The organism is Flavobacterium sp. IMCC34852, assembly GCF_030643905.1.
In the GTDB taxonomy this organism is placed as follows: domain Bacteria; phylum Bacteroidota; class Bacteroidia; order Flavobacteriales; family Flavobacteriaceae; genus Flavobacterium; species Flavobacterium rivulicola.
Genome location: NZ_CP121446.1, coordinates 3,063,765 through 3,085,824, shown reverse-complemented (window position 1 = coordinate 3,085,824; position 22,060 = coordinate 3,063,765). Strand labels below are relative to the sequence as shown.

Annotated in this window: 22 protein-coding genes; 12 read left to right on the top strand and 10 right to left on the bottom strand. The window is 37.4% G+C overall.

The window, feature by feature from the left end; translation table 11 throughout:
• Positions 1 to 47 precede the first annotated feature (47 nt).
• The 3 genes from P7V56_RS13385 (at position 48) to P7V56_RS13375 (ending at position 4,591) form a co-directional block, all read left to right on the top strand.
• Complete coding sequence (locus tag P7V56_RS13385) at positions 48 to 1,001, top strand: AAA family ATPase (RefSeq protein WP_171222221.1); 954 nt, start codon at positions 48 to 50, stop codon at positions 999 to 1,001.
• A 31-nt stretch (positions 1,002 to 1,032) separates the two neighbouring features.
• Positions 1,033 to 2,160: an acyltransferase family protein gene (locus P7V56_RS13380; RefSeq protein WP_171222222.1), complete on the top strand. Its 1,128-nt coding sequence runs from the start codon at positions 1,033 to 1,035 to the stop codon at positions 2,158 to 2,160.
• Positions 2,161 to 2,326: 166 nt separating this feature from the next.
• Positions 2,327 to 4,591, top strand: a complete 2,265-nt coding sequence (locus P7V56_RS13375) for an aconitate hydratase (RefSeq protein ID WP_171222223.1) — start codon at positions 2,327 to 2,329, stop codon at positions 4,589 to 4,591.
• A gap of 51 nt (positions 4,592 to 4,642) precedes the next feature.
• Here the strand turns inward: P7V56_RS13375 and P7V56_RS13370 are convergent, their stop codons facing one another.
• From P7V56_RS13370 to P7V56_RS13360, 3 genes are all read right to left on the bottom strand, one after another.
• Positions 4,643 to 5,020 carry a hypothetical protein gene (locus P7V56_RS13370; protein ID WP_171222224.1) on the bottom strand — a complete coding sequence of 126 codons (378 nt, stop codon included), beginning with the start codon at positions 5,018 to 5,020 and terminating at the stop codon, positions 4,643 to 4,645.
• Positions 5,021 to 5,173: 153 nt separating this feature from the next.
• Positions 5,174 to 6,622: a glyceraldehyde-3-phosphate dehydrogenase gene (locus P7V56_RS13365; RefSeq protein WP_171222225.1), complete on the bottom strand. Its 1,449-nt coding sequence runs from the start codon at positions 6,620 to 6,622 to the stop codon at positions 5,174 to 5,176.
• Between the two features lie 153 nt (positions 6,623 to 6,775).
• Positions 6,776 to 8,167, bottom strand: a complete 1,392-nt coding sequence (locus P7V56_RS13360) for a S1C family serine protease (protein WP_171222226.1) — start codon at positions 8,165 to 8,167, stop codon at positions 6,776 to 6,778.
• A 132-nt stretch (positions 8,168 to 8,299) separates the two neighbouring features.
• Between P7V56_RS13360 and dapF the strand changes: the two genes are divergently transcribed.
• From dapF to P7V56_RS13335, 5 genes are all read left to right on the top strand, one after another.
• Positions 8,300 to 9,082 (top strand): diaminopimelate epimerase, encoded by a 783-nt coding sequence (gene dapF, locus P7V56_RS13355; protein WP_171222227.1) that lies wholly within the window; start codon positions 8,300 to 8,302, stop codon positions 9,080 to 9,082.
• A complete protein-coding gene (locus tag P7V56_RS13350; protein WP_171222228.1) occupies positions 9,076 to 9,603 on the top strand; it encodes a GNAT family N-acetyltransferase in 528 nt (175 codons plus the stop codon). The genes dapF and P7V56_RS13350 overlap by 7 nt, the downstream gene beginning before the upstream one ends.
• A 21-nt stretch (positions 9,604 to 9,624) precedes the next feature.
• Entirely contained in the window at positions 9,625 to 10,653 is a 1,029-nt protein-coding gene (mltG, locus tag P7V56_RS13345) for an endolytic transglycosylase MltG (protein ID WP_171222229.1), read from the top strand.
• 3 nt (positions 10,654 to 10,656) lie between these two features.
• A complete protein-coding gene (locus tag P7V56_RS13340; protein ID WP_205959358.1) occupies positions 10,657 to 11,568 on the top strand; it encodes a DUF2279 domain-containing protein in 912 nt (303 codons plus the stop codon).
• 97 nt (positions 11,569 to 11,665) lie between these two features.
• Positions 11,666 to 12,301, top strand: coding sequence for a peptidoglycan-binding protein LysM (locus tag P7V56_RS13335; RefSeq protein ID WP_171222230.1), 636 nt, complete (start codon positions 11,666 to 11,668; stop codon positions 12,299 to 12,301).
• Here P7V56_RS13335 and P7V56_RS13330 read toward each other — a convergent pair whose 3' ends face one another.
• The 3 genes from P7V56_RS13330 to dnaA are packed head-to-tail and all read right to left on the bottom strand — an operon-like array spanning position 12,302 to position 14,955.
• Entirely contained in the window at positions 12,302 to 13,024 is a 723-nt protein-coding gene (locus tag P7V56_RS13330) for an SAM-dependent methyltransferase (protein ID WP_171222231.1), read from the bottom strand. It lies immediately after the preceding gene.
• Positions 13,021 to 13,488, bottom strand: coding sequence for a low molecular weight protein-tyrosine-phosphatase (locus tag P7V56_RS13325; protein WP_171222232.1), 468 nt, complete (start codon positions 13,486 to 13,488; stop codon positions 13,021 to 13,023). Before P7V56_RS13325 ends, P7V56_RS13330 begins: the two co-directional genes overlap by 4 nt.
• Before the next feature lie 39 nt (positions 13,489 to 13,527).
• Entirely contained in the window at positions 13,528 to 14,955 is a 1,428-nt protein-coding gene (dnaA, locus tag P7V56_RS13320) for a chromosomal replication initiator protein DnaA (protein ID WP_121311646.1), read from the bottom strand.
• 187 nt (positions 14,956 to 15,142) lie between these two features.
• Here dnaA and P7V56_RS13315 point away from each other — a divergent pair, with 187 nt between their 5' ends.
• Positions 15,143 to 15,541, top strand: coding sequence for an acyl-CoA thioesterase (locus tag P7V56_RS13315; RefSeq protein ID WP_171222233.1), 399 nt, complete (start codon positions 15,143 to 15,145; stop codon positions 15,539 to 15,541).
• Here P7V56_RS13315 and P7V56_RS13310 read toward each other — a convergent pair.
• Genes P7V56_RS13310 through ribD form a run of 3 tightly spaced genes read right to left on the bottom strand, consistent with a single transcriptional unit; the run spans position 15,538 to position 17,833 of the window.
• Positions 15,538 to 16,140 (bottom strand): IMPACT family protein, encoded by a 603-nt coding sequence (locus P7V56_RS13310; RefSeq protein ID WP_171222234.1) that lies wholly within the window; start codon positions 16,138 to 16,140, stop codon positions 15,538 to 15,540. The genes P7V56_RS13315 and P7V56_RS13310 overlap by 4 nt on opposite strands.
• Before the next feature lie 51 nt (positions 16,141 to 16,191).
• A complete protein-coding gene (locus P7V56_RS13305; RefSeq protein WP_171222235.1) occupies positions 16,192 to 16,800 on the bottom strand; it encodes an HAD family hydrolase in 609 nt (202 codons plus the stop codon).
• Positions 16,793 to 17,833, bottom strand: a complete 1,041-nt coding sequence (gene ribD / locus P7V56_RS13300) for a bifunctional diaminohydroxyphosphoribosylaminopyrimidine deaminase/5-amino-6-(5-phosphoribosylamino)uracil reductase RibD (RefSeq protein ID WP_171222331.1) — start codon at positions 17,831 to 17,833, stop codon at positions 16,793 to 16,795. The genes P7V56_RS13305 and ribD overlap by 8 nt, the downstream gene beginning before the upstream one ends.
• 37 nt (positions 17,834 to 17,870) lie before the next feature.
• Here ribD and P7V56_RS13295 point away from each other — a divergent pair, with 37 nt between their 5' ends.
• Both P7V56_RS13295 and prmC read left to right on the top strand, forming a co-directional pair.
• Entirely contained in the window at positions 17,871 to 18,356 is a 486-nt protein-coding gene (locus P7V56_RS13295) for a GNAT family N-acetyltransferase (RefSeq protein ID WP_171222236.1), read from the top strand.
• Positions 18,357 to 18,368: 12 nt separating this feature from the next.
• Positions 18,369 to 19,223, top strand: coding sequence for a peptide chain release factor N(5)-glutamine methyltransferase (gene prmC / locus P7V56_RS13290; RefSeq protein ID WP_171222237.1), 855 nt, complete (start codon positions 18,369 to 18,371; stop codon positions 19,221 to 19,223).
• Between the two features lie 13 nt (positions 19,224 to 19,236).
• Here prmC and P7V56_RS13285 read toward each other — a convergent pair whose 3' ends face one another.
• Positions 19,237 to 20,481 carry an ABC transporter permease gene (locus P7V56_RS13285; protein ID WP_171222238.1) on the bottom strand — a complete coding sequence of 415 codons (1,245 nt, stop codon included), beginning with the start codon at positions 20,479 to 20,481 and terminating at the stop codon, positions 19,237 to 19,239.
• Positions 20,482 to 20,664: 183 nt separating this feature from the next.
• Here P7V56_RS13285 and hisS point away from each other — a divergent pair, with 183 nt between their 5' ends.
• Positions 20,665 to 22,023 (top strand): histidine--tRNA ligase, encoded by a 1,359-nt coding sequence (hisS, locus tag P7V56_RS13280; protein WP_171222239.1) that lies wholly within the window; start codon positions 20,665 to 20,667, stop codon positions 22,021 to 22,023.
• The last annotated feature ends 37 nt before the right edge of the window (positions 22,024 to 22,060 follow it).

The following is a 22,060-nucleotide window of genomic DNA, read 5'->3' as shown; positions in this document are numbered from 1 at the left end:
ATTGTACGGTTTAAATCTAGTATCTAATATCAAAAATCTTATATCAAATGTCTGATGTTGCTGCCATTCAAAATTTAGTTCAAAAACGATTAGAACTTAAAAAAGAAATCGCCAAGATAATTGTAGGCCAAGACGAAGTGGTTGACCAAATTTTACTGAGTATTTTCTCAGGCGGACATGCCTTGCTGGTGGGTGTTCCGGGTTTGGCCAAAACCCTAATGGTCAATACCATTTCACAAGCATTAGGATTAGATTTTAAACGCATTCAATTCACACCCGATTTGATGCCTTCGGACATTTTAGGTAGTGAAATTTTAGATGAAAACCGTCAATTTAAATTCATCAAAGGACCAATCTTCGCCAATATTATTTTGGCCGATGAGATCAACAGAACGCCACCCAAAACCCAGGCTGCATTGCTTGAAGCCATGCAGGAACGTTCCGTAACAATCGCCGGTCAGAACTACAAATTAGCCTTGCCTTATTTCGTTTTAGCTACCCAAAACCCAATTGAGCAAGAAGGAACTTACCCGTTACCTGAAGCGCAATTAGACCGTTTTATGTTTGCCATAAAATTAGATTATCCGTCATACCAAGAAGAAGTACAAGTGGTAAAAAGTACCACTTCCGACGACAAACCGGTAATCAATCCATTGTTTACCGCTCAGGAAATTATCGATTTTCAACATTTAATACGCCGTGTTCCCGTAGCCGATAACGTGATTGAATATGCTGTAACTTTAGTAGGTAAAACGCGTCCGAAAAGTGCTTTAGCTTCCGAATATGTCAATAATTATTTAGATTGGGGCGCAGGTCCGAGAGCTTCACAGAACCTGATTTTGGCAGCCAAGGCCAATGCGGCATTTAATGGCAAATTCTCTCCTGATATCGAAGATGTAAAAGCGGTTGCGACCGGAATTTTACGTCACAGAATCATCAAAAACTACAAAGCCGACGCCGAAGGAATCACCGAAGAAATGATTATCGACAAATTGTTGTAATTCGGTTTCAATATTTTGTTACATTTAAAAAATGAATAAAATATTGGAAAATCAATCCTTGCAAAACAGAATCTTTGGTCTCGACCTAATGCGAGCCATAGCCATTTTAATGGTATTGTTCGGTCATTGCGTCTGGATTATTCCCGAGAGGGAGAATCTTTTTCACCAATTATTAGTCTTGTCAGGGTTTTTTGGTGTCGAAATTTTCTTTGTACTCAGCGGTTTCCTGATTGGTAAAATTTTATACCAATTGTATCTCAAAGAAGACTTTTCCATACAAACTGTTTTCTATTTCCTGAAGCGAAGATGGTTTCGTACGTTGCCCAATTACTTTTTAATCTTGTTGGTTAATTTAGCAATCGCCTCTTTTGTAGGCTATGCCGCGTTGTCTTGGTGGAAATATTTCTTTTTCATCCAAAACCTAAACTCCACAATGTTGCCTTTCTTTCCCGAGTCCTGGAGCTTGTCTGTTGAAGAATTTGCCTATATCACTTTGCCTTTTTTTCTATTAATAATCGGTAGTTTTATCAAACCCAAAAACAAGTCGCGTTTTTTCTTATGGTCAGTCATCACGCTGATTATGGTTTTCTTTTTTGCCAAATTTTATTACCATTACACCACCCAAAATACCACATTAACCCAATGGAATCTTTCGCTGAAAGCCGTCGTGATTTATCGTTTAGATAGCATTTTCATAGGTGTTTTTTGCAGTTGGATTTATTTGAATTATACTTCGCTTTGGCAAAAAAATAAATTGCTGTTTTTTGTTATTGGAATGCTTTTGTTCTTTTTTCAATTTGTCGGAATCGGATTTTTGGGTTGGCTAATTGAAGTCACGCCTATGTTGTGGAATGTGTTTTATTTACCATTAATATCAGTTGCAGTTGCCTGTTTTTTGCCCTTTTTATCCGAATGGAAAACAGAGAAATCCCGGTTTCAAATTCCGGTCACTTTTATTAGTTTGATTTCCTATTCTATTTATTTATTACACTACAGCGTAATTTTACTCCTGATGAAAGAATACATTATTATCGATGACCAAAATACTATTCAATTGGTTGCTTTTTTAAGTTCCTATATCTTAATAACCATCATCTTGAGTTATTTTTTATACCGTTTTTATGAAAAGCCCATGATGAATTTAAGGGATAAAAATTAAGAATAGTCAATTTTTGACTCATAAAATAGGTATTTGATAAAAAACGGTCAGCAAAAATTGTGATTTCTTAAATCATTCTTCTCAACCAACTTATTTTATTAAAATCTTTTCAGAAGTATAACGTTTTCGTAAATTTGCATTGCAAACAAATTAACCAAGATTTATTATGGCTTTTGATATTGAAATGATTGAAAAAGTGTACGCCACTATGGCTGCTCGTGTCGATAAAGCACGTGAGTTAGTTGGTCGTCCGCTTACCTTATCTGAAAAGATTTTATACTCGCATTTATGGGAAGGAATGCCTTCTCAATCGTTCACTCGCGGAAAAGATTATGTTGATTTTGCTCCTGATAGAGTAGCTTGTCAAGATGCAACCGCACAAATGGCTTTATTGCAATTTATGCACGCCGGAAAAAGCAAAGTAGCCGTGCCAACCACCGTGCACTGTGACCACTTAATTCAAGCCAAAGTTGGCGCAACAACTGATTTAGCCGTTGCCAATACACAATCAAAAGAAGTATTCGATTTCCTTTCTTCAGTGTCTAACAAATACGGTATCGGATTCTGGAAACCGGGTTCGGGGATTATCCACCAAATCGTTTTAGAAAATTATGCTTTCCCGGGCGGAATGATGATTGGTACCGATTCACACACGGTAAATGCCGGAGGATTAGGAATGTTAGCCATCGGAGTGGGTGGCGCTGATGCTGTAGACGTAATGTCGGGCATGTCATGGGAATTGAAATTTCCAAAACTAATCGGCGTAAAATTGACCGGAAAATTAAATGGCTGGACAGCTCCAAAAGATGTAATCCTTAAAGTAGCTGATATACTTACCGTAAAAGGCGGAACCGGAGCAATTGTAGAGTATTTCGGAGAAGGTGCAAAAAACATGTCTTGTACCGGAAAAGGAACCATTTGTAATATGGGTGCCGAAATCGGAGCTACCACTTCTACTTTTGGTTACGATGATTCTATGAGAAGATATCTAGCGGCAACTGATCGTCAGGATATTGTAGATGCAGCCGACAAAGTAGCATCTTACTTAACCGGAGACGATGAAGTTTATGCCAACCCGAGTCAGTATTTTGATCAAGTTATCGAAATTAATCTTTCTGAATTAGAACCACACATCAACGGACCATTTACGCCAGACAGAGGAACGCCGGTTTCTAAAATGAAAGAAGAAGCAATCGCCAACGGTTGGCCGTTAAAAGTAGAATGGGGATTAATCGGTTCATGTACCAATTCGTCTTATGAAGATATGGCGCGCGCGGCTTCTATTGTAGAACAAGCAGTAGCTCACGGTATAACACCAAAAGCAGAATTCGGAATCAATCCGGGTTCGGAACAAATCCGTTACACTATCGAAAGAGATGGAATCATCGCTACTTTTGAAAAAATGGGTACCAAAGTATTCACCAATGCTTGCGGACCATGTATCGGACAATGGGACAGAACCGGAGCTGATAAGGGAGAAAAAAATACCATCGTTCACTCGTTCAACAGAAACTTCTCTAAACGTGCAGACGGAAATCCAAACACCCACGCTTTTGTAACGTCACCGGAAATGGTAGCAGCCTTAGCCATCTCAGGAGATTTGACTTTCAATCCGCTTACTGATACTTTATTAAATGATAAAGGAGAAGAAGTAAGATTGAATCCACCAACCGGAGACGAATTACCCAAAAGAGGTTTTGATGTAGAAGACGCAGGTTTTCAAGCACCGGCTGCTGATGGTTCATCAGTACAGGTAGCAGTTTCTCCAACATCAGACAGACTCCAACTTTTAGCACCATTCGAAGCTTGGGATGGTAAAAATATTTCAGGCGCTAAATTGTTAATCAAAGCTTTCGGAAAATGTACCACTGATCACATTTCTATGGCCGGACCATGGTTGCGTTTCCGCGGACATTTAGATAATATTTCCAATAATATGTTGATTGGTGCCGTGAATGCATTCAATCAAGAAGCCAATAAAGTGAAAAACCAATTAACCGGAGAATACGATGCGGTTCCTGCAGTACAAAGAGCTTATAAAGCAGCAGGCGTTCCATCTATTGTTGTGGGTGACCATAATTATGGGGAAGGTTCCTCTCGTGAGCACGCTGCTATGGAGCCACGCTTCTTAGGGGTTAAAGCAGTATTAGTAAAGTCATTCGCCCGTATCCACGAAACGAATTTGAAAAAACAAGGTATGTTGGCTTTGACTTTTGCCAACGAAGCGGATTATGATAAAATTCAAGAAAACGACACCATCAATTTCTTAGATTTGACCGAGTTTGCTCCGGGTAAACCATTAACGTTAGAGTTTGTACATGCTGATGGTTCTAAAGATACTATCTTGGCTAACCATACTTACAACGACAGCCAAATCGGTTGGTTTGTAGCCGGTTCGGCATTGAACTTGATTGCAGCCGGAAAAGCTTAATTAGGAAAAACTATAATGCATAAAAAAGCTCAACTTTAAGTTGAGCTTTTTTTATTTTATATTCTTTTTAAATATTTCCTTGTGTCCGGAACACCATTGTACGCTTTCGTAATAAAAATCAACAGTGGTTAAGTTGTCTTTCTTTCTGATGACGCATTTTCCGGTAACATCAGCTTCGTCTCCGTAAACTGTGATTTTTTTATCGTTTTCCAATTTTTTATCTAAATACAAATCGTAAATCTTATAGGCAATTTCCTGACGAATAGTCATTTTAGAATTGAAAGTGCTGATGATTACCATCCCGTTTTTGTTTCGGGCAACATATTCCATCCCGTTATGACCGTAACTGTAGGTAGTTACTTTTGGCTCTTCATTGTCTGAAAAGGCAAAGCAAGTCATCACTAATAGACTAAAAATTAATTTTTTCATAAAGGCTTGATTAATGGGGCTTAATTTTGACGGTCGAAAATAATCATTATTTCGATACAATCATTAGTTATTAACAAAAAAACTTGATAAAAATAAAAATCCGTTTAGTCTTAAACAAGCCAAACGGATTTTACCCTACTGAATTAATAATTATTAATAATAAGTATAACGTCTTACTTTGGCAATATATTTAGCCAAACGAATAACCTGATGACTATAGCCGTATTCATTATCATACCAAACATAAAGTACTATGTTTTTACCATCGCCTGAAACAATCGTAGCATTGCTGTCGAAAATAGAAGGTGCCGACGTGCCTACGATATCCGAAGAAACCAATTCGTTATTCAAAGAATATTTGATTTGTTCTACCAATTCACCTTCTAAGGCATATTTTTTCATGATGTTGTTCACTTCTTCAATAGAAGTTTCTTTGCCCACTTCTAAATTCAAAACCACCAAAGAACCATTAGGAACAGGAACACGGATGGCATTCGAAGTTAATTTTCCGGCCAAACTTGGTAAGGCTTTTGCAACCGCACTTCCGGCGCCGGTTTCAGTGATTACCATGTTTAAAGCTGCCGCACGACCACGACGGTATTTTTTGTGCATGTTATCTACCAAATTCTGATCATTGGTGTAAGCATGAATGGTTTCTAAATGACCTTTTACAACACCTAGAGTTTCTTCAACAGCTTGTAAAATAGGAGTGATGGCATTGGTAGTACAAGAAGCTGCCGAGAAAATATCTACTGTTTCAGGATTGTGATCGTTGTGGTTTACACCATAAACGATGTTAGGAACGCCTTTTCCGGGTGCAGTTAGTAATACTTTTTCAACTCCTTTAGAAACCAAGTGTCTTTTAAGTGCTTCTTCTGTAGTAAAAGCACCCGTATTGTCAATGACTAAAGCATCTTCGATGCCGTATTGGGTATAATCAATTTCTTCCGGAGAACCGGCGGTGATAATGTGAACCGTAGTTCCATTGATAATTAAAGCATTATTTTCAACATCGGCTTGAACAGAACCTTCAAAATCCCCATGAACTGAATCATAGCGCAATAAAGAAGCTCTTTTTTCTAAGGATGAAGCATCATTTCGGTCACGAGTAACAATCGCTCGAAGACGCAATTGTTGTCCTTTACCAATTTTGCTCATCATTTCGCGCGCTAACAAACGGCCAATTCTACCAAAACCATATAAAACCACATCTTTAGGTTTGATATTTTTAAACTCTTTGGCATTTCTCAATTTGTCAATTACAAACGCTTTCGCATCATGGTATTTGTTGTCTTCTAAATGATACTCATAAGTTAGTTTGCCAATGTCAATACGTGATGGTGGTAAATCTAAATTCAGAATCGCTCGAGCAATTTCTACTGAATCAAAAACATTGATGGGCTTTTGAACAAATTCACCGGCGTATTCATGTAAATTGATAATATCGCTTACATTTCTATCAATTAATTGGTTTCTGAAAAGAACCAGTTCGATAGATTTGTCATACCATAAATCGCTAATGATTTTGATAAATTCTACACCGGCCTTTCGCCTGTCGGCTTGAAATGATAATTCCTTCTCGTATAAAGTGTTACTGTTCATAAAAAAGAAAAGAGTTTAGTTGTGTTGAAAATTTAAATTTGGCGCAAAAGTATAAAATAGAAGCGTTTCACGAAAACGATTTCGTAAATATTTAACAATAAAAAAAGCCAACCCTTTTAAAGGCTGGCTTTTAGAAAAATAAGTAAGATGAAATTATATGATGACTTGAATCACTTGTCCCATTCGGTTAATCATTTGAATGCTGACACTTTGATTTTCGTCTTTTTTGTTTAAAAATCCGGAAATAGTCTCAACATCTGTAGCTTTCACATTATCTACAGAAAGTATGATATTGCCTTTCAATTGATCATAATAAGGCTTCAGATTTTCGTTGTTGATTTCTTTAATGCGAACACCATAATCAATTCGGTATTTCTTTTTATCGGCTGCATTAATGTTTTCCAACTCTAATCCTTTGAATTCTGTCGTAAAAATGTCATTTTTAATTAATGTAACTGAAGCGGTTTTGGTTTCGCCATCTCTTAAGAAAGTCACAAGTACTTTATCGTTTGGTCTCTTGGTGTTAATGTAACCGGTTAATTCGGCAAACGAACTGATTTTTTGAGAGTCTATTTTTTTAATAACATCACCACTTTTCAAACCGGCTTTTTCAGCACCGGAGTTTTTAGTTACCTTACTAATATAGAATCCTTCAGTGTCTTTGATGCCTAGCTCTGTAGAAGCTTTACTGTTCAGCTCGTTGCCTTCCACGCCCAAAATACCGCGTTGAACACCACCAAATTCCATAATGTCTTCAATGATTTTACGAGCTATATTGGACGGAACCGCAAAAGAATATCCGGCATAACTTCCGGTTGGAGAAGAAATCATAGTGTTGATTCCGATTAATTCGCCACGAGTATTGACCAAAGCACCACCGCTGTTTCCGGGATTCACCGCGGCGTCGGTTTGGATAAAGGATTGTATTCCATTTCGGTTATCTAAATTCCTGGCTTTGGCAGAGACAATTCCGGCTGTCACAGTTGAATTTAAATTATACGGATTTCCAACAGCCAAAACCCATTCTCCCACCTTAACTTGGTCTGAATCGGCAAAAGCAGAATAAGGTAATTTTTCATCTGCGTTGATTTTTAACAAGGCAATGTCCATTTTAGAATCGGTTCCGATGAGTTTGGCTTTATAGGATTTGTTGTTGTTTAGGGTTACTTCCAACTCAGTTGCGTCTTTAATCACGTGATTGTTGGTTACGATATAACCGTCTTCTGAGATGATTACGCCAGAGCCGGTGCCAATTTGCTCTTGTTGTTGGCCACCGCGTTGCCCATAAACAAATTCCATGATTGGATTATAAACGGTTCTTACGGTCACATTTTTTACGTGAACCACAGTGTGTACAGCATTTTCAGCTGCTGCGGTGAAGTCAATGGCTTCAGCAGATAAGCCAACAGTTCGATTATTGTTGCCCGAAGCTAAAGTTACGATTGAATCGCGATTGCTTTTCTCTTCTATAAATAATTTGTATGCACCCAAAGTGGTGGCGCCACTCAATAAAGAAACCAAAAATAAACTGGATAGTCTTTTCATAGTCATTAACATTTAAATTATTTGATAGTAAAATTAAAAACTTTCATTTTTTCTTCAAACACCCTTTAACGCTCGTTTAACAATTTTTAAGACAATCTTAATTTTGCTATCTTTGTGTCACTTTTGACTAATATGAAAATCACTTTTAACAAATACGAAGGCACCGGGAACGACTTTGTCATGATTGACAATCGCAATGGCTTTTTCCCAAAAAACAACACCAAACTCATCGAAAAATTATGCGACCGACGCTTTGGTATCGGTGGCGACGGATTGATCTTATTGGAGAGTGACAATGATACTGATTTCAGAATGGTGTATTATAACTCCGATGGTAACGAAAGTTCAATGTGTGGTAACGGCGGCAGGTGTTTGGTGGCTTTCGCCAAAAGTTTAAATGTGATTCAAAATGATACCGATTTTATTGCTACTGATGGTCCGCACCATGCCTCCATTTTTGAAAACGGGACGGTTTCGCTTGGCATGAAAGAAGTAGATTTTGTAAAAGCAGAAAGTGACTATGTTTTCCTCAATACCGGTTCGCCACATCACGTGATGATGGTGGAAGACTTGGAAAATTATGATGTCAAAACTATCGGCGCTCAAATTCGCTATTCCGACTTGTACGGTAAACCGGGAACTAATGTGAATTTTGTAAAACAAATTGCGGATAATCATTTTGCCTTACGAACTTACGAGCGCGGTGTTGAAGATGAAACGTTATCCTGCGGAACAGGAGCAACAGCAGTAGCTATTGCCATGCATGCCATTGGGAAAACAAGAGCACATCATATTTATCTGGATGTTCAAGGCGGAAAGCTCGAAGTTTCTTTTGTTAAGGAAGGGAATAAATATACTAATGTTTATCTCAAAGGTCCGGCCACTTTTGTATTTGAAGGCGAAATGGAATGGTAACACTGAAAGGAAATACCATTTACTTACGCGCACTCGAACCCGAAGATTTAGAGTTTATCTATCATATAGAAAATGATGAGTCTATTTGGGAAGTCAGCAACACGCAAACGCCTTACAGCAAGTTTCTCATTCGTCAATATCTCGAAAATGCGCACCAGGACATTTATGAAGCCAAACAATTGCGCTTAGCCATTTGTAAAAATGAAACCACTGAAGCCATTGGTTTGATTGATTTATTTGATTTTGACCCCAAAAATAAACGTGCAGGTGTTGGGATTATTATCCAAAATGAAACTGATAGAAAAAGTGGATTTGGGAAAGAAGCTTTGGGTTTAGTGATTAATTATGCTTTTCAGCAGTTGCAATTGCACCAGTTGTTTGCAAATATTGGCACGGAAAATACAGCGAGTATAGCACTTTTTACTACATTTGGATTTGAAAAAATAGGCGTCAAAAAAGATTGGAATTTCGCTAACAATCGCTTTCAAGATGAAGCTCTTTTTCAATTAATTAAAAAATAAATCTTTAAAATAGTCTCGGTTTTGAACAAAAGTAAAATCTTTAAAATTTTAGCTGCTGTTGGTTTAATAGTAGTATTGTTTATTTATATCAAATTCTTTACGGCCAATACCAATTTCGATAAAGAAGAAATTTTTGTTGAAATTCCGACCGATTCTAAATATGAAGATGTGCAGCGAATCCTTTCGCCTTATGTAAAAAACATGAGTGATTTTGAGCTTATGGCTAATCTTCGTTCTTACCCTGAAAATGTCAAAGCCGGAAGGTTTTTGTTGAAGAAAGGGATGAGTGCTTTTCAATTGGTAGCCACCATGCGAAGAAATGTTCCGGTGAAATTGGCTTTCAATAATCAAGAAAGATTAGAAAATCTTTGCGAGCGAATCAGTGCTCAAATAGAACCTGATACTACAAAATTATTGTCGACTTTCCGAGATTCAGCTTTTTTGCAGAAAAACGGTTTTACTAAAGAAAATGTTTTTGCCATGTTTTTGCCCAATACTTATGAGTTTTATTGGAACATTTCAGCTGAAAAATTTAGAGACAAAATGTTGGAAGAATACAATCGATTTTGGACCAAAGAACGAATCGCTAAAGCAGCTGAATTGAATTTGACTCCGGTGCAAGTAATTACTTTGGCCTCCATCGTTCACAAAGAAACCGTAAAGAAAAGCGAACGGCCAACCGTTGCCGGTGTTTATTTAAATCGTCTCAGAGACGGAATGAAATTACAAGCAGATCCAACGGTGATTTATGCCTTGAAATTGAGAGACAATGATTTTGATCAAATAATCAAAAGGGTTCTATATAACGATTTGTTTATTGCTTCGCCTTACAATACTTATCAAAATTTAGGTTTGCCACCAGGACCAATTGCCATGCCTGATATTGATGCTATTGATGCGGTTTTAACTCCCGAAAACCACAATTATCTTTACTTCTGCGCCAGTGTGGAACGTTTTGGTTACCACGAATTTGCCGCTACTATGGAACAGCACAATGTTAATGCCAAGAAATATGCTGATTGGCTTAATGCGCAAGGGACCAAACGTTAATCTTTGAAAAAGCAGCATTACATAGTTCTGTTTTTCTGCTGCTCGAGTTTACTTTGGGCACAAAACGGTATAGAACATTTTTTAAAACCTTCGGATACTTTAAATACAAACCGACTCAAAACTCTTGTCATATCTGAAGTAGCAATTGGCGCAACTGCTTTAATTGGTTTAAACCAAGTTTGGTACGCTGATTATCCGCGTTCTGATTTTCACTTTATCAATGACAATGCCGAATGGCTACAAATGGACAAAGCCGGACATGTTTTTTCGGCATATCATTTGGGTAGTTTTGGTGCCAATGCTTTGAAATGGAGCGGTTCAAGCCGAAAAAGTCAACTGCTTTATGGCTCCACATTGGGCTTGGCTTTCTTGACTACGGTGGAGGTTTTCGACGGTTATTCTGCGAATTGGGGTGCGTCTTTGGGTGACGTGATTGCCAATGTATCCGGAACGGCTTTGTTTGTTTCTCAGGATTTGCTTTGGAAAGAACAACGAATTGTCCCCAAATTTTCTTTTCACACTACACCTTATGCCACTGCTCGGCCTACTGTTTTGGGCAGTACATTATCTGAGCAAATTCTGAAAGATTACAACGGACAAACCTATTGGCTTTCGGCTAATATTTATTCTTTTGCCAAGACTTCCAAAATTCCGAAATGGCTCAATATTGCTATCGGTTATGGTGCCGAAGGAATGATTACCGGCAATGAAGAATTTGTCAATACTATTTTTCTGCCGGAAAGCAAAAGATACCGTCAATTTTACCTCAGTCTCGACGTTGATTTGACGAAAATTGAAACGAAATCCCATTTTGTTAAGACGATTTTAACAATTTTCAATACAATCAAAATTCCGGCTCCAACGTTTGAAATCAAGGGTTGCGGCGGTTCGAAGTTGCACTTAATCTACTTTTAGTGTAGTTTAACTTATTGATAATCAATTTTATAAAATTAGTTGTATATTTGCACCCGGTAATTTCATGTCGGTGACAGCGCTTGAGAAATAACAATTAATGATAAAAAAAGGAATTTTTTACACATCAATCCTACTAACAGTAGCTTTCATAAGCTCGGGTTTTAAACCTTACAATTCCCCAATCAACTTCGGTTTTCGTGTTGATGAAAATGAAAAGCTTTTATACGTTTTTCCTTCTCAAAACAGCATCAATTATTTTAGCCTGGATGCACCATTCAAGGGCAGACATTTTATTGGTTACAAAGATGCCATAGCGCACAAAGAGTCACAGGGAAAATACAAAAAGATCAACACTCTAGGGTATTTAGGAAAATACCAATTTGGTGTAGAAACGTTAAAGTCAATCGGTATACACGACAGTTCAACTTTCTTGAACAATCCGAAACTACAAGAAAAAGCTTTTATCACCTTGCTTTCCAAAAACAAATACGAATTGAGAAAGTATATCAAAGACTTTGAAGGTAAAGTGATTGATGGCGTTAAAATTACCGAATCCGGTATTTTAGCAGCAGCACATTTGGGTGGAACCGGTTCGGTGAAACGTTTCTTGAATTCAAGAGGTGCCAAAAAGTGCAAAGATGAATACGGTACTTCGGTAAGAACTTATCTCAGAGATTTCGGCGGATTCGAGACACATGCTATCAAAGCCATCAAAAACGCTAAAGTAAAGTAATTACATTTTGTGAATAATAAAAATAGTAGGTCGGTTGTGTAAATCGACCTTTGTTTTTTTCCAATCAGTCACACGCAATGTTTTGATAAACTCCGTCGGTAAAGTAATATCAGTTGCTATGCACAAATGAGTATTAGGTTGTAACGCTTGCAGGATGTCTTCTAACAACTTGTTGTTGCGATAAGGTGTTTCTATAAAAAGCTGAGATTGGTTTTTATCTTGTGAAAGTTTTTCAAAGTTTTTGAGGGCCAATTTTTTATCACTTTTATCAATAGGCAAATAACCGTTAAAAGCAAAACTCTGCCCGTTCATACCCGAAGCCATCATGGCCAATAGGATAGAAGATGGGCCAACCAAAGGAATCACTTGAATGCCTTTTTCATGCGCTAACTTTACAATCACTGCTCCTGGATCAGCGACTCCGGGGCAACCGGCTTCGCTCATTAATCCGACATTAATCCCGTTTAAGCATGGTGCAATCATGGCGTTGTGCTCGGAGATGTCGGTATGTTTGTTGAGTGCGAATAATTTTAAACTTGCCTGAACCTTTTCCGGATTGATTGATTTGATAAATTTACGTGCGGTTTTTTCGTTTTCTACGATATAAGTGTCTATGAAATCAATGGTTCTTTTAATCGATTGTGGTAGTACATCATGAGGATTCATTTCGCCCAAAGTGGTCGGAATAAGATAAAGTTTTCCTTTTAGGCTTGTGGTATTCATGGGTGTTTTTCAATCAGTTTTTTGGCCAAAATATCGCAGGTTTCATCCAACATTTCATAGACCATATCGAAGCCGTTTTGCAAACCGTAATACGGATCGGGAACATCTACATTTTCACCGGGAAATAAATGGTTTAATATCATCTCGACTTTTTCTTTTTGGGCTTCAGTTTTGGCTAAGTCAATGACATTATCATAATTCGAACTGTCCATCACATAGATATAATCGAATTCTTCAAAATCTTTTGAAGTAAACTGCCTTCCTTTTTGTTTGGTGATGTCTAAACCGTTTTTTTGGGCTACCAAAATAGAACGTTGGTCGGGTTGTTTGCCAATGTGGTAATTACCGGTTCCGGCGGAATCAACGATAAATTTATCTTGTGGAAGTTTGGACGCCAATATTCCTTCTGCCAATGGAGATCGGCAAATATTTCCTAAACAAACCATTAAAATTTTGACGGGCATAGTAATTTTTCTAAGCTGCAAACTTAGTCAAAAACCGAATTATAGCGATAATTTTTTGTGAATATCTTCTACAAACTTTTTGAATTGTTTGTCAGTAGAAACCAAGTTGTCAACGGTTTTACAAGCGTGCAATACAGTAGCGTGGTCTCGGTCACCAATTTGAGAACCAATGTTAGCTAAAGAAGATTTGGTAAACTTCTTAGCAAAGAACATCGCCAATTGTCGGGCTTGAACCACGTGACGTTTTCTGGTTTTAGATTGTAAAGTATCTACATCCAATTGGAAGTAATCAGAAACTACTTTTTGGATGTAATCTATAGAAATTTCGCGTTTTACATTCTTAACGAATTTTTCTACCACACTTTTGGCCAAATCCAAAGTCACTTCTTTTTTGTTGAAAGACGATTGGGCTATCAAGGAAATGATAGCGCCTTCTAATTCTCTTACATTAGATTTGATATTTCTGGCAACATATTCTACTATCTCTTCGGGCATTTCAACGCCGTCGCGATATAGTATATTTTTTAAGATAGAAATTCTGGTTTCGTAATCCGGTTGGTGTAACTCGGCAGACAATCCCCATTTGAAACGCGACAACAAACGTTGTTCGATATCCTGCATGTCAACCGGTGCTTTGTCCGAAGTTAGGATTACTTGTTTACCATTTTGGTGTAAGTAATTAAAAATGTGGAAGAATACATCCTGCGTTCCTGATTTTCCGGAAAGGAATTGAACGTCGTCAATAATCAACACATCGATTAATTGGTAGAAATGAATAAAATCGTTTCTGTTATTTTTCTTAACCGAGTCAATGTATTGTTGCGTGAAAACTTCAGCAGAAATATACAACACGGTTTTTTCTGGATATTTATCTTTGATTTCAACGCCAATAGCATGCGCTAAGTGGGTTTTCCCCAAACCAACACCGCCAAAAATCAGTAATGGGTTAAAAGAAGTTCCACCCGGTTTATTCGCTACAGCCATACCGGCAGAGCGCGCTAAACGGTTAGAATCACCTTCCAGGAAATTGTCGAAACTGTAATTAGGATTTAATTGAGACTCGATTTTTAAATTTCTGATACCCGGAATTACGAAAGGATTCTTTAGTTCAGGATTTAGGTTTTTAAACGGAGCATCAACGTCTTGAGATTTTATTGGGCTTCGGTGTGCACTTGGCAATTGTTCCGTAAACGGTTGTTTATTGCCGTAAGTGTTTTCCATTTTGATTTTATAGAGTAACTTTGCGTTTTTTCCGAGTTCTTTGGTTAACGCTACCTTCAATAATTTAACGTAATGTTCTTCGAGCCATTCGTAAAAAAATTTACTAGGCACTTGGATGTACAATGCGTTGTCGGTGAGTTCAACTGACTTAATCGGTTCAAACCAAGTTTTGAAAGCTTGTTCTTGAATATTGTCTTTTATGAACTCAAGACAGTTTTCCCATACCGATTGCGCAGTTTTGCTCATATTTGGTTAAAAATTATTGTAATTATTGTTAGGTTATTTTGACAAAAACGATGATGAAAATCGTATTGTTTTTCGGGATAACAAATATGTGAATAAAATTCGTTAAAAAAAATTTATACGGTATTGATTTTTTAAAAATATTGTTGTAAAGAGAAGTTTGATTATAGATAAAAAGCAAAAAAAACAGATGAAAGAACACCAAATCCAAGTTAGAGTTCGCTACTCGGAAACCGATCAAATGAGTGTGGTTTATCACGGAAATTATGTGCCTTATTTTGAGATGGGACGCGTGGAATGGCTTAGAAACAAAGGGATTTCATATAAATCGCTTGAAGAAAGCGGAATTGCGCTGCCGATAGTTTCTATGACGATAAATTACAAAAAACCAGCACGTTATGATGACTTACTTACAGTGATTACCAAGTTTAAAAGTCAATCCTCGGTGAAGATAGAATTTGATTGCGAAATTCGCAATGAAAAGGATGAGTTATTAACAACTGCTCATTTTATATTGGTTTTTGTGGACATAAATTTGGGAAAACCTATTGCGCCGCCTCAATACATTTTAGACATCATGAAAGATTAGATTTTTTGAATTTCAATTTCAAATAAATTACTAAAAATGTCGACTATGTTTTCGGCATTTTTTTTTCGGGTGGCGATTTCAATTTGGCAACTTTCGTTCATTTTTTGATTGATAATGTCTAGGTTTTTTTCTTTGATGACTCTCATGACTTTGTTCATATTTTTATAATCAAAGGAAATCAGGAAATGGATATCAATGGTTTTTTCGATGATTTCACATTCTTCCAATGCCATTTGAGCGGCGGTTCGGTAGGCAGAAATCAATCCGCCAACCCCAAGTTTGACACCACCAAAAAATCGAACAACCACTACCAATATATTGGTGACACTAAAGGATTGAATTTGCCCGTAAATAGGCATGCCGGCTGAATTGCTGGGTTCGCCGTCATCATTGGCACGATATTGTATTTTATCTGTGCCCAATTGAAAAGCATAGCAAAAGTGAACGGCACCGTGATGTTGCTTCCGGAGTTGGTCTAAATGGGTTTTGATTTCGTCTTCATTACTTACCGGAAAAGCATACCCAAAGAACTTGCTGTTTTTTTCTTTGTATAAAATTTCCGGTGAAGGCGCAGCAATTGTATTATAGGTGTCTTTCAAAAAAAATAATATTCAAAATTGATATTGAAATTGTCATTGCCATTGAGGTAATTAAAACGGCAAGTGTTTTTGATCAAACAAATTCACCACATCTTCTTGTCCAACCTGTAAATTCCAAACATGCAATCCTAGACTTTCCGCTACATCGGTGTTTTCTTTTTTGTCATCCACAAATAAAGTTCGTTTGGGTGATAAATCGTGTTTGTTGATGATGGTGGTAAAAATTTCAGGCTGTGGTTTTCGCATACCCATTTCATAAGAGTAATACACTTTTTCAAAGCAACGGTAAAAATCGGAGTAGAATGACATGCCGACTTTGTGTTCAAAACGATTGATATGGATGGAATCAGTATTGGTTAACAGAAATAAGCGGTATTTATTGGATAACAATTGTAAAAATTCTAAACGGTACAAAGGAAACTCACCAATGACCGAATTCCAGGCTTTGGTGATTTCTTCAATAGAAGCATTTGGAATAAATTGTTGAAAACTCTCCACGAATTGCACATCGGTAATTTGACCTTTTTCAAACAAATCATTTTGCGCCAATAAGGTTTCATTCGGACCGTCAAGGCCTAACTTTTTAAACTCTTCAATCGATTTTTCTTTTTCAAGGTTGATAAAGACATCGCCAAAATCAAAAATAATAGTGTTAATCATGGTTTATAAAAAGTTTAAGTTGGTCGCCTTTATAATCAGTTGTTTTGGAAATCCCGCTCCATTTAGGTGCTTTTATGCCTTCGTCCAATGCAATATTTCCGATAAAAACTCTAGCTTCATCCCAAAGATTGTCGTCTATAAAAGTTTGCAGCGTTTTATTTCCGCCTTCTACAATCACAGATTGTATGTTGTATTGGTATAAAATACCGATTATTTTTTGGGTTAGTTGCTTATCAAAGATAACACTTTCAAAAATAATATTCTCGCCAGAGATTAAATTTTCTTGTTCAGTAAAGACGATGGTTTTTGTTTTTCCGTCTTTTACAAAATGGTCTTTCGTGATTTTTCCGTTTCTGTCTAAAACGATTCGGATTGGGTTATCACCTGTCCAATCCCGTACATCCAATTTAGGATTGTCGTCTAAAACCGTTTGTGTTCCCACCAAAATGGCTTGCTCTTCACTACGCCATTTGTGGACTAACTGACGGGAATAAACATTGGAAATCCAGACCGGTTCTTGTTTTTCTTTGGTAAACGGCGCGATAAAACCGTCCTTGCTTTCGGCCCATTTTAAAATAATATAAGGCCGTTTTTTATTGTGAAAGGTGAAGAACCGTTTGTTCAATTCGTTACATTCTTTTTCCAAAATGCCAACGGTAACCTGGCAACCATTTTCCATCAACCTTTTGATTCCGGTTCCGGCCACTTTACTGTTGGGATCAACGGTTCCAATGACTACTTTCGGAATTTTATGTTTAATAATTAAATCACAACAAGGCGGTGTTTTTCCAAAATGACTACACGGTTCAAGTGATACATAAATGGTGGATTTGGCCAAAAGTGACTGGTCTTTGACCGAGTTCACTGCGTTGACTTCAGCATGTGGTTCGCCTGCTTTTCTGTGCCAACCTTCGCCGATGATTTTCCCGTCATAAACAATGACACAGCCTACCAACGGATTGGGATAAGTATTGCCAAGGCCATTTTTAGCTAATTGAATACAGCGATTTATGTAAAATTCTTCTATCTTCACCACACAAAAATAAGACATTACTTTTAGAATAAACGGTATGCAAATCAGGGAAATCCAAAAAGAAGACAATCAGTCAATTGCTGCAGTAATTAGGGAAGTTTTTATTTCCGATAATTTTCCTAAAACCGGAACTGCTTTTGCCGATGTACAGTTGGATTTTATGTTTGAAGCTTATGACCAACCACGGGCAACTTATTTTGTGGTGGAAATGGATGGTAAAATTGTTGGCGGTGCCGGTGTAAGTCAATTGGAAAACTCGACCGAGAATATCTGCGAATTGCAAAAAATGTATTTTTTACAAGAGGCCAGAGGTAAAGGAATAGGTTTAGAATTAATTCAAAAATGTATGGATAAAGCAATCGCCTTTGGTTATGAAAAATGCTACCTTGAGACTTTACCCGAAATGTTAGCCGCCCAAAGTTTGTACAAAAAAATGGGTTTTGAATACCTCTGCGCACCTTTGGGTAATACCGGTCATACGACTTGTCCGGTTTGGATGATTAAGAGTTTAAATTCCAAATAAAAACAAATTCCAATGTTGCTTAAAAACTACAAAACTATTTTTCTACACGAGCTTTCTTCTTTATATGATGATAAGGAAATCGAGAGTTTTTTTTATTTGATAGTAGAAAAGCTACATGGTTTGAAACGCATAGATTTAGCGCTGCAACCCGAAACAGTAATTGATGGAGTCCATCTGAAACAATGGAAAAATATAGTTTCTGAATTGAAAATTTATAAACCGATACAGTATATTTTGGGTGAAACCGAATTCTATGGCTTACCATTTTTGGTCAATGAAAACGTGCTGATTCCAAGACCGGAAACGGAAGAACTAGTCGACTTAATTTTATCAAATAACCGAATAACCGATTTGCCAAATCCACTCAAAATCCTAGACATTGGCACAGGAAGCGGTTGCATTCCGATTGCTTTGAAAAAGAATCTGCCCAATGCAGAAGTTTATGCGATTGATGTTTCCGAAAAAGCATTGGTCACAGCCACAAAAAATGCGGAATTGAATAAAGCTGAAGTTCATTTTATTCTGAAAAATATATTGCAAACAAACGATTTAGAGCAGCAATTCGACATCATTGTTTCCAATCCGCCTTATGTTCGGAATTTGGAAAAAGCGGAAATTAACCCGAATGTTTTAGAATATGAACCGCATTTGGCGTTGTTCGTAGACGACAATGATGCTTTACTTTTCTATAGAAAAATCACCGAGTTGGCAAAGAAAAATCTAAATCCGAATGGAAAACTGTACTTCGAAATCAATCAATATTTAGGCAAAGAAACCGTGGCATTGATTGATAGTTTTGGGTTCAAAAATGTTAGATTGATAAAAGACATCTATGGTAACGACCGAATAATTTCGACATCACTATAAAACTAAACACTTCTTACTCATAACGCAGTGCTTCAATTGGATCCAATCGAGAAGCTTTGATGGCAGGATACAGACCGGAGACTAAAGCTACCACAAAACTTGTGGCAAACGCAGCAAGCATTGCGCCCCACGGAATCACAAAATCCCAATCGGCACTAAGGCAAATTAAAAACCCTACCAGGATTCCGAAGATGATTCCAAAAATGCCGCCAATTTGTCCGATGGTTAGCGTTTCTACAAAAAACTGAATGGCAATAGTGCTTTTTTTGGCGCCCAATGATTTTCGTACACCAATTTCACGAGTTCTTTCGGTTACCGAAACAATCATGATATTCATTAAGGCGATAGAAGAACCTAATATGGTTATAATACCTATAATCCAAGCAGAAACACTCAAGAAACCGGTTAAATCGGCAATTCTGTTGAGCAAATCATCACTTCTGGAAATTCCGAAATTATTTTCCTCTACCGGATTGAGTTTTCGCACTTTTCGCATGGTAATTAAAGCATTGTCGACAGCTTCGTCTAGCATTTCTTTTTTCATCACCATCATACTCATGGTATAATTTACATTTGGAGAAGAAAACATAGAACGTGCCAGTTGTATAGGAATCATTACTCTTAAATCTTGGCTGTTGCCAAAAGTAGAACCTTGTTCTTTTAATACGCCGATTACTCTGAATTTAGCACCGCGAATGGTTAAGATTTTATCGATGGGATTCACGTCTTTGAGCAGACCGTCTTCTGAAACAAAATCGGAACCTACAATACAAGCGTAAACATTGTTGGAAATATCAAAACTGTTGAAACTTCTGCCTTGGGTTACTTCCAAACCGGAATTGCTTAAAAAAAATTCATCTATCCCTAAAACCGATATTTCGGGATCGGTTTTTTGGTTTTCAAATTTAACTTCTGCCGCAGAAGTAGCGGTAAAGGAAAGTGAGGTTTGGGTTAAAGGATAATGGTATTTTTCTTTGAAAGTTTTGGCTTCGGTATAGGTAATGATAGGATTGACCTTTTCGGCTTCACCACCTCGGCGACGGTTTTTAAATTCGTATTGATTGATATTGAAAGTGTTGGAACCCATCGAGGCAAAACTCGAATTCAGGTTGTATTCGATGGCAGTTACCACGGTAAGAATCCCAACCAAAGCGGTGATTCCTATGGCAATAATGATAACCGTTAATACTGTTCTGAGCAATTGTGTTCGAATAGAACCCAATGCAATTTTTATATTTTCTCTTAATAATCCAATCATAACGGTAATTTGACACTAAAATACAGCTTTTGTTACAAGGATAGTTATTTTAAATCCATAAAAAAATAGATATTTGCAAAGTCAATTGCGAATTGTGGGCAAACCTTTTTTTAACTCATAATTAGCTTCGCTCTGTTCGGCTTTCAGCCTCGAGTCATAATTTATAATTCATAATTCTTTAACATGGCACAAAAACCGAGTATTCCCAAAGGTACCAGAGATTTTTCTCCGGCTGAGGTTTCTAAACGCAATTATATTATCTCGGTGATGAGACATCATTTTGAGCATTTTGGTTACCAACCGATAGAAACACCTTCGTTTGAAAATTCCGAAACCTTGATGGGGAAATATGGGGAAGAAGGCGACCGCTTGATTTTTAAAATCTTGAATTCTGGCGATTATTTGGATAAAGTACCTGCTACAGAATTGCAAACTATAAACTACAAACAATTAACCGGAAAAATTTCCGAGAAAGCCTTACGCTACGACTTAACCGTTCCTTTTGCACGTTATGTGGTGCAACACCAAGGCGAAATAGAGTTTCCGTTTAAGCGCTACCAAATTCAGCCGGTTTGGCGTGCTGATAGACCACAAAAAGGAAGATTCAGAGAGTTTTACCAATGTGATGCCGATGTGGTTGGTTCTGCTTCATTATGGCAGGAAGTCGAGTTGGTACAGTTATATGATGCTGTTTTTGTTGAATTAGGCTTGCATGGTGTTACCATCAAAATTAATAACCGCAAAATACTTTCCGGGATTGCTGAGGTGATTGGCGCATCGGATAAATTGATTGACTTTACTGTGGCTTTGGACAAGCTCGACAAAATAGGAGAGGAAGGCGTCAAAAAAGAAATGATAGAAAAAGGCATTTCTGAAAGCGCTTTGCAAAAAGTACAGCCATTATTCAGTTTCACCGGAACAATTTCGGAAAAATTGGAAAAACTTTCAGGTTTACTTTCCACCTCGGAAGAAGGTAAAAAAGGAATAGAAGAGCTGCGTTTTATTTGTGACAACGTAACTCAATTGGGTCTGCAAAAAGCCAATTTGGATTTAGATGTGACTTTAGCCCGTGGATTGAATTATTATACCGGAGCCATTTTTGAAGTAGCGGCACCCGAAGGTGTAGCCATGGGTTCTATTGGTGGCGGCGGAAGATATGATGATTTGACCGGTATCTTCGGATTGAAAAACATGAGTGGTGTTGGGATTTCTTTTGGTTTAGACCGAATCTATTTGGTGCTCGAAGAACTGAACTTGTTTCCACCAACCGTTACCAATTCGACTAAAGTGATGTTTTTAAATTTTGGCGAAAGCCAAGCATTTCAGGCCATGAAGGTCATTACGATTTTACGTCAAAATAATATCAAGGCAGAAATGTATCCTGATGCAGCTAAAATTGACAAACAATTTAAACATGCCGAGCGAAGAAACATTCCGTTTGTGGTCAAAGAAATCAATGGTGATTCTTTTATTTTGAAGAACCTAAAATCCGGCGAACAATCGGAAATTGATCTATTGGGTATTTTAGAGAAATTAGCTTAAGCGTTAAAAGTATTAGCATAGGTTTGAGGCTTTAGTT

Excerpts from the sequence above, each read along its gene's own strand:
- P7V56_RS13385 (WP_171222221.1), top strand. The coding sequence starts at position 48 with ATGTCTGATGTTGCTGCCATTCAAAATTTAGTTCAAAAACGATTAGAA.
- P7V56_RS13380 (WP_171222222.1), top strand. The coding sequence starts at position 1,033 with ATGAATAAAATATTGGAAAATCAATCCTTGCAAAACAGAATCTTTGGT.
- P7V56_RS13375 (WP_171222223.1), top strand. The coding sequence starts at position 2,327 with ATGGCTTTTGATATTGAAATGATTGAAAAAGTGTACGCCACTATGGCT.
- P7V56_RS13370 (WP_171222224.1), bottom strand. The coding sequence starts at position 5,020 with ATGAAAAAATTAATTTTTAGTCTATTAGTGATGACTTGCTTTGCCTTT.
- P7V56_RS13365 (WP_171222225.1), bottom strand. The coding sequence starts at position 6,622 with ATGAACAGTAACACTTTATACGAGAAGGAATTATCATTTCAAGCCGAC.
- P7V56_RS13360 (WP_171222226.1), bottom strand. The coding sequence starts at position 8,167 with ATGAAAAGACTATCCAGTTTATTTTTGGTTTCTTTATTGAGTGGCGCC.
- dapF (WP_171222227.1), top strand. The coding sequence starts at position 8,300 with ATGAAAATCACTTTTAACAAATACGAAGGCACCGGGAACGACTTTGTC.
- P7V56_RS13350 (WP_171222228.1), top strand. The coding sequence starts at position 9,076 with ATGGTAACACTGAAAGGAAATACCATTTACTTACGCGCACTCGAACCC.
- P7V56_RS13335 (WP_171222230.1), top strand. The coding sequence starts at position 11,666 with ATGATAAAAAAAGGAATTTTTTACACATCAATCCTACTAACAGTAGCT.
- P7V56_RS13330 (WP_171222231.1), bottom strand. The coding sequence starts at position 13,024 with ATGAATACCACAAGCCTAAAAGGAAAACTTTATCTTATTCCGACCACT.
- P7V56_RS13325 (WP_171222232.1), bottom strand. The coding sequence starts at position 13,488 with ATGCCCGTCAAAATTTTAATGGTTTGTTTAGGAAATATTTGCCGATCT.
- dnaA (WP_121311646.1), bottom strand. The coding sequence starts at position 14,955 with ATGAGCAAAACTGCGCAATCGGTATGGGAAAACTGTCTTGAGTTCATA.
- P7V56_RS13315 (WP_171222233.1), top strand. The coding sequence starts at position 15,143 with ATGAAAGAACACCAAATCCAAGTTAGAGTTCGCTACTCGGAAACCGAT.
- P7V56_RS13305 (WP_171222235.1), bottom strand. The coding sequence starts at position 16,800 with ATGATTAACACTATTATTTTTGATTTTGGCGATGTCTTTATCAACCTT.
- P7V56_RS13295 (WP_171222236.1), top strand. The coding sequence starts at position 17,871 with ATGCAAATCAGGGAAATCCAAAAAGAAGACAATCAGTCAATTGCTGCA.
- prmC (WP_171222237.1), top strand. The coding sequence starts at position 18,369 with ATGTTGCTTAAAAACTACAAAACTATTTTTCTACACGAGCTTTCTTCT.
- P7V56_RS13285 (WP_171222238.1), bottom strand. The coding sequence starts at position 20,481 with ATGATTGGATTATTAAGAGAAAATATAAAAATTGCATTGGGTTCTATT.
- hisS (WP_171222239.1), top strand. The coding sequence starts at position 20,665 with ATGGCACAAAAACCGAGTATTCCCAAAGGTACCAGAGATTTTTCTCCG.